This window comes from Halobacillus karajensis (genome assembly GCF_900108515.1).
In the GTDB taxonomy this organism is placed as follows: Bacteria; Bacillota; Bacilli; order Bacillales; family Halobacillaceae; genus Halobacillus; species Halobacillus karajensis.
In genome coordinates this window covers 331,945-346,239 of the sequence record NZ_FNWW01000005.1, presented here as the reverse complement: position 1 = coordinate 346,239, position 14,295 = coordinate 331,945, and the positions used below count along the sequence as shown (strand labels likewise).

Below are 14,295 nucleotides of genomic sequence, written 5' to 3'. Positions count from 1 at the left end.
ACCCATTTTTCTCCATAGAGAAAGGGATGTCCCTCTCGTCTTTTCCCAGCAATATTCCGAAACGAGTAAAACCATTCCTCTATTGTACCTTAAAAATGATGAGAATGTTGGAAAATGGAGATACTCAAGACAGACAAGGGATTCATCAATTCACTTCATTTCCATATATTTATAAAAAGGGCCGATAAAGGAGGAACCTCATGGACGTTAAAGTCAGAAGTGGTGATTCGTTATGGTATTATTCCAATCTCTTCAATGTAGGATTGGATTTAATCATAGATTCGAACCCTGAAGCAGATCCTTCCTCATTACAGATTGGACAGACGATTCGAATTCCCGGATACCAAACCACCCAATACCGTGTACAGACAGGAGATACCTTCTGGAAAATTGCCAGCGAACGAAGAATCTCTCTGGATGCGATAGCCCTATTGAATCCCTCGGTAAATCCCAAAGTACTTCAAACAGGGCAAACTATCCTACTACCCGTTCATATAACTTATAGAGTCGTTGATGGAAATCGCCCTTACGATTTCGATTTGCTGACAAGTGACTTAAATAAACTGTATGCCTTATATCCTTTTATCCGAAGACAAACATTCGGAAATAGTGTCATGGATAAAGAGCTTGTAGAATTACAAATCGGAAACGGATCGAAAATTGTCCATTGGAATGGTTCTTTTCATGCAAACGAGTGGATAACTACAGCGGTTATGATGCAGTTCTTAAATGATTACCTTCTCGCTCTTACAAATAAAGAAACCATACGCGGCTTAGAAATTCTCCCTTTTTATGATCAGGTCACGTTATCTATTGTTCCGATGGTCGACCCTGATGGCGTTGACCTGGTGCTGAACGGTCCTCCAGAAGGGGAATACGGAGAAGAGGCCTTACGAATCAATGAGGGGAATATTGATTTTTCAGATTGGAAGGCAAACATCCGTGGAGTTGATTTGAATAATCAGTATCCGGCCAAGTGGGAAGTAGATGCAGCTCGCAAACCGACATCCCCTGCTCCAAGAGACTTCCCAGGCTATCAGCCTTTGACGGAGCCGGAAACAATCGCCATGGCCGAACTCGCTGAATCTAGAAACTTTGAGAAAATGCTTGCCTTTCATACACAGGGGGAAGTGATTTTTTGGGGATATGAAGGACTGGAACCCCCTAGGTCTATGGCAATCGTTAATGAGTTTGAGCGGGTTAGCGGTTATGAACCGATACGATATGTGGACAGTTTTTCAGGATACAAAGACTGGTTTATCCAGGAATTCAGACAGCCGGGCTTCACTGTGGAGTTAGGACAGGGGGTGAATCCCCTGCCCCTCGAACAATTTGATGAGATTTACCAAGAGACAATCGGGATCTTTTTAGCCAGTTTATATATGTGAGTTTCCGAATATAAAGGATACCATGATAGTCACCAAAACCCTGAAGGCAAAAGGCCTCCCAGGGTTTTGTCTTTCGCGCTCCTGGAATATTATTAAGCCAAAGGATCACATAACTCCACTTCATCTTCCGCTTCTGTCCACTTCGAATAAACCTCCAAGGTCCACTTTTCGGGTGACCGCCTATACCCATTTTCATCTATCCACTGATGCAGGTGGCTTTACATCTGATAAATTTGAGAGGCATGTCCTGTAAAGTGAAGAATGGCATATTTTTGCGAAGGGACAGTAAGACTGACCATCCCATCAGGAATACTTTCATACTCATGGACTTCGTAACAAACCCAATAACCGTCATCTTGTTAGGTATCTTCGGCTTTGAATGCACCGATAAGCTTAACAGGAGCCTTCATCTGTTGAATTTCATCTTTACGGCTTTTCAATAACAAAGAAGCTCTCAATCTCTTAACTATATCCAACCATATCCTCACAAATCACACGATACCCGACGAGTCTCTTTTCCTTAATGGTCTTTACCCCATGGATCGAAATATTTAGGGAGTTCGACATTTTATAGCCCCTTTCAAGTAATTTTTAATTATCCTTCCCTTCTATAATTGGCTGTCGATTCCCTTTTCTCTAACAAAAAACGATACCTCACGGCGTTGAATGTATAACAATGTGAGGTATCGTTTTTTCTTCTTTATTTCGAAATAGGCGGACAAACTCCCTGCTCCCTCAGGATCTACTCCATATCCTTCCTGTTTATATATCCCTTGTGATCTTTAATAATTTGGAGCGCACGCTCAATTTCTTCCGCTGGAAGCGTAAAGTGGAGAATGTGAGTCAACGTTTTTTTATCCGACTTGGCGTGCTCATGATCTTGTTTAGGTGAAACGACTTCCGTAAAATTAAATGTTCCCCCACCCGAATTGGTCGATCCAGCTACAGGGATAATGGGTGTCATATCTGTATCTTCTGGAATAGCTTCTACAGTTTCCCGACCGATTGACAAAGATTGTAACGATGCTTTGGCACTTTCTGCATCATTCTCTGTAGCAAAATACGCCTGCACTGATTTTGTCATAAGCTCACCCTCCTCTATAAAAAGTCGTATGGTTACAATTTCCCCTCTCTCCCAGGTTCAAACCTTATGGCATATCACCTTAAAAAAACCTCAAGATACGTAGAACACCTGGCAAACGTAAGTAAGTTAGTAGGGGAGAATTGGTGATCCCTACTATAAATAGTTATGCTCAAGTAAATATTTTTTATTTTAGACGACAAAGAGCACCTCCCTTAAGAGAGATGCTCTTTAGCTAATTGAATTTGCTTCTCCACTTGGGCAAAACCTGTTCCACCTTCACTGTTTCTTGCAGCTACTACTTGATTTGGATTTAACTTTTCAAAGATATCCGCTTCAAAAAGAGGCGAAAATTCCTTATATTCTTCCAGGCTCAAGTCCAGCAGATACTTTTCTTTCTGAATAGAATAAAGGACAATCTTACCGATCACCTCATGAGCTTCCCGGAAGGGTAATCCTTTAACAGCAAGGTAATCTGCAATATCGGTTGCGTTGGAATAGTCCTCGGTGACCGCGCTCTTCATTTGACCTGCTTTAACTTCCATGGATGCAAGCATCGGAGCAAGTAAAGATAAGGCACCTTCTAACGTATCGACCGTATCGAACATCCCCTCTTTATCTTCCTGCATATCTTTATTATAAGCGAGAGGCAGCCCTTTCAGCAGGGTGAGGAGTCCCATTAGGTGGCCATATATTCTCCCCGTTTTCCCTCGTAGCAACTCTGGTACGTCGGGATTTTTCTTTTGGGGCATAATACTTGAGCCTGTACAGAAGGCATCGTCTAATTCAACAAATTGAAATTCCTGACTCCCCCACAAAATCAATTCTTCCGAGAGACGGGAGATATGTGTAATCATAATTGATGATATAGATAAAAACTCCAAAATGAAATCGCGATCACTGACAGCATCCAGTGAGTTCGGGTAGGGGTGGTCAAATCCTAACGCATCGGCCGTCATTTTTCGATCGATGGGGTAAGGCGTACCCGCCAATGCTGCAGCCCCAAGCGGACACCAATTGATTCGTTTCAAACTATCCCGCAAACGTTCCTTGTCTCTTTCAAACATCCAGAAGTAGGCAAGTAAATGATGGCCGAAAGAAACTGGCTGGGCACGCTGTAAATGGGTATAACCAGGCAGGATGGTTTTTACATGCTCTTCTGCCTGATCGACAAGTGATCTTTGAACACCTTCCACCAGCTCGATTAAAGCATATGTTTTTTCACGCAAATATAAATGCATATCTGTGGCTACTTGGTCGTTCCTACTTCTGCCTGTATGCAATTTTCCTCCGACGGGTCCGATTTCTTCAATGAGTAACTTCTCAATGTTCATATGAATATCTTCATGTTCAACAGAAAAAGTGACGTCCCCGTTTTTTACTTTTTCTTCTATAGATCGCAACCCTTCTTTGATCCGTGTCACTTCAATGTTATCGAGGATGTCACACGCTCCAAGCATTTCCACGTGAGCAATACTTCCCTGGATATCCTGAAGCGCTAATTTTTGATCAAAATGGATGGAAGAGGTGTACTCTTCCACCAATTGATTGGTAGGCTTCGTAAATCGTCCCCCCCATAACTTAGTCATGTTGGGTCACCACGGCTTGATCTAATAACTTTTCTCCTTTATGAACATCAGCATGAACCTTTGTCGGCAATCCCCATAATTTGATGAAACCAACAGCAGCATTATGATCGAACGCATCTTCTTTAGAATATGTGGAGAGCTCTTCATTATAAAGGCTGACAGGTGATTTCTTACCGATAACGTTATGATGGCCTTTAAATAATTTCACTTTGACAGTTCCGGTGACGACTTGCTGAGTGGAATCTACAAAAGCCGATAGTGCCGGCTGTAATGGAGAATACCACAGACCATCATAAATAATTTTAGATAGCTGTTGGTCGACACTGGCTTTATATTGAGAAACCTCTCTCGTCTGAGTTAAAAATTCCAATTCCTTATGAGCATGAATTAAGATCATAGCTGCTGGGTTCTCATAAACTTCTCTTGATTTAATCCCTACTAGACGATTTTCGGTATGATCAATTCTTCCAACCCCATGCTTACCGCCAAGTTCATTCAGGTATTCGATCAAAGCTACAAGATCCATTTGTTGTCCATTTAATCCTACAGGTTTTCCTTCTACGAAATCGATTTCAATGGTCTCAGGATCATCAGGTGTTTCTTCAATAGGATTGGTCCATGCATAAGCTGCTTCCGGTGCCTCTTTCCACGGATCTTCAAGGACCCCCGCTTCACAGGCACGTCCCCAGATGTTGGCATCGATAGAAAATGGATTTTCTAAATTCACCGGAACCGGAATACCTTTCTCTTCCGCATAGACAATTTGTTCATCACGCGTCATTCCCCATTCACGTACAGGTGCAATGACTTCCAAATCAGGGTTCAGTGCTTGAATAGAAACTTCAAAACGTACTTGATCATTCCCTTTCCCCGTACACCCATGGGCAACTGCTACGGCACCTTCTTGTTCTGCTACTTCCACAAGCAGCTTAGAAATGAGCGGGCGGGACAGTGCTGAAGATAATGGGTATTTCCCTTCATACAGCGCATTGGCTTTTAGTGCGGGCAATAAATACTCTTCCGCCAGGATTTCCTTAGCATCCACCATAATCGCTTTAATCGCTCCTACATCAAGGGCTTTTTGGCGAATCGTTTCCAGGTCTTTCCCTTCCCCGACATCAAGGCCCAGTGCAATAACATCATACCCATACTTCTCTTGAATCCATTTAATTGAAATCGATGTGTCTAATCCACCTGAATAAGCTAATACTACTTTTGGTTTTGTCATAAGATTACCTCCTCGATTATTGTCCATAAAAAAACCGTCTCCTACCCAGGTAAGAGACGGTTTTATAATCCGCGGTGCCACTCTAATTGTCTGAATGTCAGACCAACTCGAAGCTGATAACGGGGGCTCCCGGATTTGGCTACTTTATTTCACCCAAACTTCTCAGAAGTGCGTTCCATATAAATCAACTACCAGGCTTCCACCATCCCCAGCTCGCTGCAAGTTCTCCTTACATGTACTCTCTTCATCAACGAATGTATTTTTATAATTGATTATTTATAATTATACAAAAAAGCACAGGGAAGTCAACAGGTAAAATACATTCATAGAAAAAATTCTAGAATAGTATTTTCCTAGTCCCTGCCAATCTATGATGACTTTGGGTTTCCATCTGCCATGTTCTCGTGTTAAGATAAATAAAGTTAATTAAATACAAGTCTGCTTTTTGGCAGGAGAGGTTCTAGCTACACCCTCTATAAAAAACTAAGGATGGAACTGTACCTTGCCTTAGGTACGGTTTTTTTATGGTTTTGGGTGTATAGAATTCTCTTTTTCGAACGATGAAAGGAGAATTTTTTTATGGAAAAAAACAGTAAAGCCGTAGTTGTATTCAGTGGCGGTCAGGATAGTACCACATGCTTGTTCTGGGCTTTGAAAAAATTCGACCATGTCGAAGTCGTCACTTTTGACTACAATCAGCGGCATAAAGAGGAAATAAAAGTGGCGCAAGAAATCGCGGAAGACCAAAAGGTGCGCCAACATATTCTTGATATGTCATTACTCAATCAATTGGCTCCCAATGCTTTAACAAGAGACGATATTGAAGTGAAAGAAGGAGAAGAGGGTGAACTCCCTTCCACCTTCGTCCCTGGACGCAATCTATTATTCTTGTCTTTTGCAACTATACTCGCCCGGCAAATTAATGCCAAGCATATCGTTACAGGCGTCTGTGAGACAGATTTTAGTGGTTATCCAGACTGCCGAGATGTATTTGTTAAATCATTGAATGTCTCCTTAAATTTATCCATGGACGATGAATTTGTTATCCATACGCCTTTAATGTGGCTGGATAAAGCAGAGACGTGGGAGTTGGCAGACCAACTCGATGCGTTCAACTACGTACGCACTAAAACATTAACCTGCTATAACGGTGTACGCGGAGATGGCTGTGGCGAATGCCCTGCTTGTGAACTACGAAGAAATGGCCTGGATACCTACTTGTCTAAAAAAGAGGTGCAAGATTGATGTACGGATTTACGATTGTTGAGAATCTGCAGAAATTCGATGAAGATATCAAACGTCATGAACTGAAATACCACCAGAAGCGGGTTCTGGTCAGCAAAGAATTCACCTTCGATGCCGCCCACCATTTACATTGTTATGAAGGGAAATGTAAAAACCTTCATGGGCATACGTATAAAGTAATCTTTGGAATTAGTGGTTTTGTTGATGAGATCGGCCTTGTTATTGACTTTGGGGATATTAAGAAGATATGGAAAGAACAAATAGAAGTACACCTGGACCACCGTTATTTAAACGACACTCTTCCCAACATGAATACAACTGCTGAAAATATGGTTGTCTGGATCTATGAAAAAATGGAAGAGGCACTTCAGGGACACTCCAATCATTGTCGTGTAGAATTTGTAAAGCTTTATGAAACACCAACAAGTTATGCCGAAGCTAGAAGGGAGTGGATGACCGTTGAATAAATTCCCCGTTCTAGAAATTTTCGGACCTACTATCCAGGGGGAAGGAATGGTTGTAGGTAGAAAAACGATGTTCGTACGGACTGCCGGCTGTGATTATAGCTGTGCCTGGTGCGATTCAGCGTTCACTTGGGATGGCAGTGCCAAACAGGACATCGAACGACTGACAGCGCATGAGATCGTCGACCGACTTATTCAGACAGGCGGAGACCAATTTGATCATGTAACTATCTCCGGCGGGAACCCTGCCCTCTTAAAAAACTTACATGATCTGATTAATCTTTTACATGAAAAAGAGATAGAAATCGCCCTTGAAACCCAAGGAAGCCGCTGGCAGGATTGGTTTCTGGAAATTGATGATCTGACCATTTCACCGAAGCCTCCAAGTTCCAAAATGGAGACCAACTGGGAGGCCTTGGATGGTATAATCAATCATTTAGAAAAAGAAGAACGTCTCAGAAATACAAGTTTAAAAGTCGTCATTTTTAACAATGAGGATCTCAAATACGCTGAAAAGGTTCATGAACGCTACCCAAATGTTCCCTTCTTCCTGCAAGTGGGGAATGATGATCTTGAAGAAGATGAATCCAGTACACTGGCAAGTCACCTTCTTGACCAGTATGAATGGCTTATTGACCAAGTGGTGGCTTCCCCTAAATTAAACAAAGTCCGCGTGCTCCCACAAGTTCACGCGCTTGTATGGGGAAATAAGCGAGGAGTATAAAGGAAAAACTTCAAGACGCCATGCTCACCGGAGAGTTGATCCAGAAGCAGGGATACTCACTTCTTTCAAAATGAAATAGTTAAATAAAGACGCCCCATGACAAGGCGTCTTTATTATTGGTTATCATTTTACCCACTCCTTAACAACATGATCAACGGCTTTGTCGTCTACGCTGATTCCATAAAGTTATTTCCAAGGCAAAGATGGAGACAAAGAGCCACGCAAGGCCAAACAGAAAACCAGCCACTATATCAGTGAAGTAATGGACACTTAAATAGACTCTCGATAACCCAATCATAGCAATTAATAAACCAAGCAAAAGGTTGATAAGCCATTTCCACTTTTTCTGTAAAGGACTGATGACTATTAAATAAATAACGAATCCATAGAACACAATCGAACCCGTAGAATGTCCACTAGGAAAACTAAATCCAGTTCCATCAAACTCTGCCAATACCTCTGGACGTTGACGTTCAAATGTTACTTTAAGAAGTTTGGTCAATGCACTGATTCCAAGCATTGCAATAGAAAAATATATACCAACCCAACGGCTGTACGAAGATAAAAGCAGCAAATAGATAAGTAGAATAATCGATGCAAGGGTTATGAATGGAACAGATCCTAAATCAGTCGTCCATCCCCAGAAAGTATCTAGCCATGGAGCACTCATTTTCGTCACAACATCCATAGCTGCCTGATCAATAAGGAATTTCTCCTTTTCTAAAATCTCTGCGGCCAGTTCTATGAAGAGATACACCGCTCCACCTACAATACCGAATCCTGCTAATATGATAAGGATGGATACTTTTGATAAATCGGAAAGCTTTGTTCCTGAAAACAGCATTTTATTTCCCTCCTTAACACTGTCTCGCATTTAGTCGTTCCCTTTTCCATTTTATATTAACCCTTAAAATAAAGGGTAACTACCACCCTCCCATTGGTAGAGGCGTACGAGATGATATCTACCCAATTCATATTAATCAATCATAAAAAACCCTTGATTTTTTCCCGCTATCTATATAAAATAATAATTGTCGAAAAAATCATATGGGGCATTAGCTCAGCTGGGAGAGCGCTTCGCTGGCAGCGAAGAGGTCAGCGGTTCGAGCCCGCTATGCTCCACTCCTAAACCATCATTTCGCAAAAGAAATGGTGGTTTTTTGGTATGTTCAATTTCTCTTGGATAAAATTGGTGCGGGATATTGAATTTCCTTCATTTCCATCCGATACATGTAAAAGAATGTTGCTGTTTCAATCAGCAAAGACTTTACATGAAAATCGGGGGGAGAACATGTTAAGAAAAAGACACAAAAATAACCAAGGCTCTTTTTTCAACCGCACATTACAAAGGCAGATATTAGTTCCATTTCTGACGCTAATCGCTACTGCCGGAATTGTTATCGGCTATGCCAGCTATTCTTTTGGTGTATCCATCACAACCAAAGAGCTGACAAGCAATGTAGAAACGCAAATGAATTCATTAAATGATTCATTCGATCTTTTCTTCCAAGCACAGGAGGATATCGTTCATCATTATTCTGGCGAGCAAGCTTTTATTAATTACTCTTCAGAAGAAGATCGAGTCATTCGACGCATGGATGATATACGAGAGTCCAATGAAATAATAAAAAATGCATATATGGGGGTTGAGGAAACAGGAGAAACGATTACTGATTCCACATTAGATTTACCGTCTGATTTTGACCCGCGGAGTCGACCGTGGTATGAGGACGCTGTCGCAAACCAAGGGGAACTTATATGGACAGAACCTTATCTGGATACAAACACAAATGAAACCATTATGAGTGTAGCCCGTGCAGTCGTAAACGGAGATGAAGTAATGGGTGTCTTCTCTATCGATATCAATATGGAATCATTAATAAGTCTTGTTGAAAATGTCAAAATTGCTGACAGTGGCTATGCAGCTATTTTCGATGAGAAAGGAACTTTCCTCTCTCATCCAGATCCGGATTTAGTGGGGACTGATGTTTCGGAAGAAAATTATTACAAGAAAATAATGGAAGATAACCAATCTTCAGGGGTCGTCAACTATGAAGACGATGGAAATGACAAAACCCTAGGTTACTCCCTTAATGAATCTACCGGGTGGATTATTGTAGGAACTGTTGATAAAGCAGAACTAGAAGCAAAGGGAGCAGCCATGTTACTCCCAATTGCCATTACAGTCCTGGTTATTCTTGTTATTTCTATTTTTGTATCGTTTATGATAACCCGTCGTATTCGCAAGCCTATCGCTTTAATGCAAAGTAAGATGAAACGTGTGGAAGATGGGGATCTAACTGTGGACCTGGTGCAAAAAAGAGATGATGAAATCGGCCAATTATCAGCCTCTACCCATCAAATGAAAGAGAGCATCAAACATATCATTGAACAGTTGCAAACAGCGACCCAGTCTGTTTCAGAGCAAAGTCATGGATTAAAACAATCCGCAGACGAAGTGCGGGAAGGAAGCGAGCAAATAGCCTCCACAATGGAACAACTTTCCGCAGGATCAGAATCCCAAGCACATAGCTCCTCACGGTTATCAGAGATAATGGATGTGTTCGTGTCAGAAATCAAGGAAGCAAACAAAAATGGAGAAAAAGTTTCCGATGCTTCCGCCCATGTCTTATCCATGACAAATGAGGGAAGTGAAATGATGCGGCACTCTGTAAAACAAATGCAGAGTATTGATCAGATGGTAAAAGAATCGGTTGAAAGAGTCCGTGGGTTAGACCAACAATCCAAAAAGATCTCTAAACTAGTCCAAGTTATTCAGGATATTGCGGAGCAAACAAACCTCCTATCCCTTAATGCTGCTATTGAAGCAGCTCGCGCAGGGGAACATGGAAAAGGGTTTGCCGTTGTTGCCGATGAAGTTCGGAAACTAGCAGAACAAGTGTCAAACTCCGTCGAAGATATAACTGGTATCGTCTCAGGCATCCAAAATGAATCTACATCAGTTGTTGAGACATTGCAAAAGGGGTATGGAGAAGTAGACCAAGGCACGAAACAAATGAAGCTGACTGGTGAAACATTTAATAGCATTGAAGAATCTGTCACAGATATGGTTGCTAAGAGCACAGGAATCTCTGATAAATTGAAGAAGATTTCAGATGACAGTTATGAGATGAATGCGTCTATTGAAGAAGTTGCTTCTGTCTCCCAAGAATCGGCTGCAGGTATTGAAGAAGTAACAGCCGCTGCCCAACAATCGAACAGTTCTGTCGAGGAAGTTTCCCGTAGTGCAGATGAGTTATCTACATTATCCCGCCAGTTAAACGAACAAATCCGTCACTTCAAAGTAAAACAATAAATGAAAAGAAAATGAGAAAAAGCCTCCCAACTTGGAAGGCTTTTTCCTGTTTACGATTACTTTCCTTTTTTACTTTGAGAACCTGGACTTGTCGTCATCAACGTTCCTGCAATCAATACAATAACTGCAACGGGCACCGCAACAACAACACTATTGACTTCAAATGGCTGCTGTAAAACAATTTCCCAGATTAAGGTTGATAGGACACCAGCGATCATCGATGATAATCCGCCAATTGCATTGACCCTCTTCCAGAAGAATACGGCCAGGATAGCTGGTGTTAACCCAGCTCCATACACTGTATAAGCATACATTTGGACACTTAAAACAGTAGGGAAATAACTGATGAGGATAAAGGCAAACACACCGAGAGCCACAATAAAGATCCTTGTCATCGCAAGAAGTTTTTTATCTGACGCGTCTTTGTTTACATACTTCCCATAAAGATCATAGGTCAGGTTCGTTGCCGCTGACAATAAATAAGAGTTCCCTGTTGTAATAATGAAGGAAGCTGCTGCTGCAAGCAAAACACCGCCAATAGCTACAGGCATCGCTACCGTTGTTGCCATTAGAGCCATTCCTGGGTCGATATCAGGGAATAAAGAACGAGAGGCAAAGGCAATTAATGAAATGGATGGTGAAATAACGATCATGGCAATCAACCAACCGATTTGAGCACGTTTGGCCGCCTTGTTCCCTTTGGATGAGGCAAGACGCTGGTACATATTTTGGTCACCAAGCAATAAAAACAATGATGGCAGCAAGTAACCGATCATTTGGATCGTTGTCAATCCACCTGTGGCGCTCATATGGGATTCCGGCACATTTGCGACGATTTCGCTCCACCCACCGGCAACCATAATGATAGTCGGAACCGTGATAATTAAACCACCGACCATTAAGAACCCACTAATGGCATCGGTTTGTGAAACTGAACGTAAACCACCAATCATCGCAAGGAAAATAATCATAGCAGCACCGATGATTGTACCGGTCTGGACAGTCATCCCTGTTGTCAAGTTAAGAATAAATCCGAATCCTTTCATCTGATAAGAAACAATACCGACATACGCCAGTATGATAATAACACTCGCAATGTTACGGGACGTCCGCCCATATTTTGACTCTAAAATTCCAGCAACAGTAAATTTACCATGCTCACGAATTTTAGGTGCCACAACATAAAGGATGATTATTCCGACTAACGTTGGGAGCATCATCATCAATGAAGGAAGAATACCGTAAGAGAAAGCCATTGATGTTTCTCCACCTGAAATACTTCCACTACCAGTCCATGTAGCCAGAAGCGTTCCCATCAATACAAAAGGTCCTAGACTTTTACCGGCTAATACGAAATCTTCGCTACCGGCCACTTTCTTCGACATGAATACACCAATGCCGACCATTAATATTCCATAAATGGCTATAAACCATAGCAGAGTTGGATCTTGTTGCAGTTCCATAACTACTGAATCATCTCCTGAAATTTTTTGTTCGCTGGTCCTTGACGAGCTTTTCTATTTTAAACACCGGCCGATGTAAATACGCCCTTCGAACACAACGTTATCTAAATTAACATACATTTTTGATTTGTAAAAATGGTGTAATAAACGTTCAAAAGAGGCTTTTCCATAGGTTTTTAACGCTTTCCAACATTTAACATGCGCTTATGAAAGCGATAACGTCAACGCTTCCGAGAATTGCGTTATAGTTATGAATTTTCTGTTAAAACCTTGATACAACGACTGAATTTTATAGTAAAATTAGTTCTTTATACCTATTATTTAGCTTGTTTTTCTGTGAAATCATCTAAGAGCTGATACCCTTTAAAGGATATCAGCCCTCATTAGATCAACGCTTTCATTCGGTTTTCAATCACATTCTGAAGTAACCTTTTCCCATCCTTCGTTTCAATAGACTCCGGATGAAATTGGACCCCTTCTATAGGAAGGTCGACATGCCGGATTCCCATAAGTTCGCCCTCTACCGTTGAGGCTGTAACTTCAAAGCATTCTGGTAAATCAGATAGCTCTACAATGAGAGAGTGATAGCGCATGGCTTCCATCGGATTATTCAATCCTTCATAGATCCCTTTTCCATCATGGAATATACGTGAAGATTTTCCATGCATTAACCTTTCTGCTCTGACAACACTCCCTCCAAATACCTGTGCAATCGCCTGATGGCCTAGACACACACCGAATATTGGAATGTCCCCTTTGAACGTGTCGATCACTTCAAGAGTGTTCCCTGTCTCATCAGGAGAGCAGGGTCCTGGGGAAAGGAAAATCAGATCAGGATTTAACTCACTAATTTCCAGTAGATCCACTTCATCATTCCTCTTCACTATAACTTCTTCACCAAGTTCTCCAAGGTACTGGACTAGATTAAATGTGAAAGAATCATAGTGGTCGATCATATAGATCACTATGCTCGTGCTCCTCTCAACTTTCTAAAATTATTTCACGAGTTCTCTTACTCCTATTGTAAAATGGTCCAGTGCTTCGTCAGCCTTTCCATTCGCAATATTTTCAATTTCAGCCTCTACTAACCGGATAATTTTACTGCCGATGATGACCCCATCCGCATGAGATCTAACGAGTTTGACGTGTTCGTTCGAGGATATACCAAATCCGACAGCAACAGGTACCTGGCTGTACTGCTTAACTTTTTTAATAAAGGAGAGAGCCTCTGGCGCCATATCCTTCCGTTCCCCCGTAACCCCTAAAGAAGAGACACAATATAGAAATCCTTTAGCATGCTCAGCAATCTGTTTGATCCTTTGATCCGAGTTTGGGGCAATGAGTGAAATGAATTCTATGTTCTTTTGTTCTGCTTGCTGGCGAATTTCTCCACTTTCTTCAAATGGAAGATCAGGGATGAGAAGCCCTTCCACGCTGTTCTCTTCAAGAAGTTGAAAAAATTCTTCATGACCAATCTGAATTACCGGGTTGTAATAGGTAAAGATCACGACTGGGATCGTCAATCCCTTTCTTCTTAATTCCGGTACAAGTTCTATGGCTTTTCTCAGCGACATCCCCGCCCGTAGAGCACGCTGCGCCGCGCGTTGGATTGTAGGGCCGTCAGCCAGCGGGTCTGAATATGGAACCCCCAACTCTAAGACATCCGCCCCCTCTTCCTGCAGGCGAAGAGCAAATTGAATGGTAAATTCAGAACTAGGATCACCTGCGACTATAAAAGGAATAAACAAGTTATCCGTTTTGGTTAATTTCCCTTGGAATGATGTTTTCGTCAGCATG

General features: G+C 41.7%; 12 protein-coding genes, 1 tRNA gene, 1 pseudogene, 1 riboswitch and 1 other annotated feature. Of the genes and pseudogenes, 6 read left to right on the top strand and 8 right to left on the bottom strand.

What is annotated here, in order from left to right; translation table 11 throughout:
- Nucleotides 1-200 precede the first annotated feature (200 nt).
- A complete protein-coding gene (locus BLW54_RS12745; RefSeq protein ID WP_035508639.1) occupies nucleotides 201-1,388 on the top strand; it encodes a M14 family metallopeptidase in 1,188 nt (395 codons plus the stop codon).
- A 218-nt stretch (nucleotides 1,389-1,606) separates the two neighbouring features.
- Here the strand turns inward: BLW54_RS12745 and BLW54_RS21320 are convergent.
- The 4 genes and pseudogenes from BLW54_RS21320 to BLW54_RS12725 all read right to left on the bottom strand — a co-directional run.
- Nucleotides 1,607-1,723: pseudogene (locus tag BLW54_RS21320) on the bottom strand (hypothetical protein); the annotation flags it as partial.
- Nucleotides 1,724-2,130: 407 nt separating this feature from the next.
- Nucleotides 2,131-2,472 carry a VOC family protein gene (locus BLW54_RS12735; protein WP_035508638.1) on the bottom strand — a complete coding sequence of 114 codons (342 nt, stop codon included), beginning with the start codon at nucleotides 2,470-2,472 and terminating at the stop codon, nucleotides 2,131-2,133.
- A gap of 212 nt (nucleotides 2,473-2,684) precedes the next feature.
- Complete coding sequence (argH, locus tag BLW54_RS12730; protein ID WP_074735025.1) at nucleotides 2,685-4,058, bottom strand: argininosuccinate lyase; 1,374 nt, start codon at nucleotides 4,056-4,058, stop codon at nucleotides 2,685-2,687.
- Entirely contained in the window at nucleotides 4,051-5,286 is a 1,236-nt protein-coding gene (locus BLW54_RS12725) for an argininosuccinate synthase (protein ID WP_035508635.1), read from the bottom strand. Before BLW54_RS12725 ends, argH begins: the two co-directional genes overlap by 8 nt.
- Nucleotides 5,287-5,335: 49 nt before the next feature.
- Nucleotides 5,336-5,546: a binding site (T-box leader), on the bottom strand.
- Between the two features lie 188 nt (nucleotides 5,547-5,734).
- Nucleotides 5,735-5,779: riboswitch (PreQ1 riboswitch) on the top strand.
- 86 nt (nucleotides 5,780-5,865) lie between these two features.
- Between BLW54_RS12725 and queC the strand changes: the two genes are divergently transcribed.
- Genes queC through queE form a run of 3 tightly spaced genes read left to right on the top strand, consistent with a single transcriptional unit; the run spans nucleotide 5,866 to nucleotide 7,719 of the window.
- Nucleotides 5,866-6,531: a 7-cyano-7-deazaguanine synthase QueC gene (queC, locus tag BLW54_RS12720; protein ID WP_035508634.1), complete on the top strand. Its 666-nt coding sequence runs from the start codon at nucleotides 5,866-5,868 to the stop codon at nucleotides 6,529-6,531.
- Nucleotides 6,531-6,998 (top strand): 6-carboxytetrahydropterin synthase QueD, encoded by a 468-nt coding sequence (gene queD, locus BLW54_RS12715; RefSeq protein ID WP_035508633.1) that lies wholly within the window; start codon nucleotides 6,531-6,533, stop codon nucleotides 6,996-6,998. Before queC ends, queD begins: the two co-directional genes overlap by 1 nt.
- Nucleotides 6,991-7,719 carry a 7-carboxy-7-deazaguanine synthase QueE gene (gene queE, locus BLW54_RS12710; protein ID WP_035508632.1) on the top strand — a complete coding sequence of 243 codons (729 nt, stop codon included), beginning with the start codon at nucleotides 6,991-6,993 and terminating at the stop codon, nucleotides 7,717-7,719. Before queD ends, queE begins: the two co-directional genes overlap by 8 nt.
- 151 nt (nucleotides 7,720-7,870) lie before the next feature.
- On the opposite strand, the gene BLW54_RS12705 is transcribed toward queE, so the two are convergent.
- On the bottom strand, nucleotides 7,871-8,563 hold the full coding sequence (locus BLW54_RS12705) for a phosphatase PAP2 family protein (protein WP_051744130.1): 693 nt from the start codon (nucleotides 8,561-8,563) through the stop codon (nucleotides 7,871-7,873).
- Nucleotides 8,564-8,768: 205 nt separating this feature from the next.
- Between BLW54_RS12705 and BLW54_RS12700 the strand changes: the two genes are divergently transcribed.
- Nucleotides 8,769-8,841, top strand: a tRNA-Ala gene (locus BLW54_RS12700).
- A 169-nt stretch (nucleotides 8,842-9,010) separates the two neighbouring features.
- Entirely contained in the window at nucleotides 9,011-11,035 is a 2,025-nt protein-coding gene (locus tag BLW54_RS20460; RefSeq protein WP_167358815.1) for a methyl-accepting chemotaxis protein, read from the top strand.
- Nucleotides 11,036-11,091: 56 nt separating this feature from the next.
- On the opposite strand, the gene BLW54_RS12690 is transcribed toward BLW54_RS20460, so the two are convergent.
- From BLW54_RS12690 to trpA, 3 genes are all read right to left on the bottom strand, one after another.
- Nucleotides 11,092-12,498, bottom strand: coding sequence for a sodium:solute symporter family protein (locus tag BLW54_RS12690; protein ID WP_035508630.1), 1,407 nt, complete (start codon nucleotides 12,496-12,498; stop codon nucleotides 11,092-11,094).
- Between the two features lie 383 nt (nucleotides 12,499-12,881).
- Nucleotides 12,882-13,463 (bottom strand): anthranilate synthase component II, encoded by a 582-nt coding sequence (locus BLW54_RS12685; protein WP_035508629.1) that lies wholly within the window; start codon nucleotides 13,461-13,463, stop codon nucleotides 12,882-12,884.
- A 30-nt stretch (nucleotides 13,464-13,493) separates the two neighbouring features.
- A complete protein-coding gene (gene trpA, locus BLW54_RS12680) occupies nucleotides 13,494-14,294 on the bottom strand; it encodes a tryptophan synthase subunit alpha (RefSeq protein WP_035508627.1) in 801 nt (266 codons plus the stop codon).
- Nucleotide 14,295 lies beyond the last annotated feature (1 nt).

Bases quoted from the DNA above. Each gene is read 5' to 3' on its own strand.
- BLW54_RS12745 (WP_035508639.1), top strand. From the start codon at position 201: ATGGACGTTAAAGTCAGAAGTGGTGATTCGTTATGGTATTATTCCAAT.
- BLW54_RS12735 (WP_035508638.1), bottom strand. From the start codon at position 2,472: ATGACAAAATCAGTGCAGGCGTATTTTGCTACAGAGAATGATGCAGAA.
- argH (WP_074735025.1), bottom strand. From the start codon at position 4,058: ATGACTAAGTTATGGGGGGGACGATTTACGAAGCCTACCAATCAATTG.
- BLW54_RS12725 (WP_035508635.1), bottom strand. From the start codon at position 5,286: ATGACAAAACCAAAAGTAGTATTAGCTTATTCAGGTGGATTAGACACA.
- queC (WP_035508634.1), top strand. From the start codon at position 5,866: ATGGAAAAAAACAGTAAAGCCGTAGTTGTATTCAGTGGCGGTCAGGAT.
- queD (WP_035508633.1), top strand. From the start codon at position 6,531: ATGTACGGATTTACGATTGTTGAGAATCTGCAGAAATTCGATGAAGAT.
- BLW54_RS12705 (WP_051744130.1), bottom strand. From the start codon at position 8,563: ATGCTGTTTTCAGGAACAAAGCTTTCCGATTTATCAAAAGTATCCATC.
- BLW54_RS20460 (WP_167358815.1), top strand. From the start codon at position 9,011: ATGTTAAGAAAAAGACACAAAAATAACCAAGGCTCTTTTTTCAACCGC.
- BLW54_RS12690 (WP_035508630.1), bottom strand. From the start codon at position 12,498: ATGGAACTGCAACAAGATCCAACTCTGCTATGGTTTATAGCCATTTAT.
- trpA (WP_035508627.1), bottom strand. From the start codon at position 14,294: ATGCTGACGAAAACATCATTCCAAGGGAAATTAACCAAAACGGATAAC.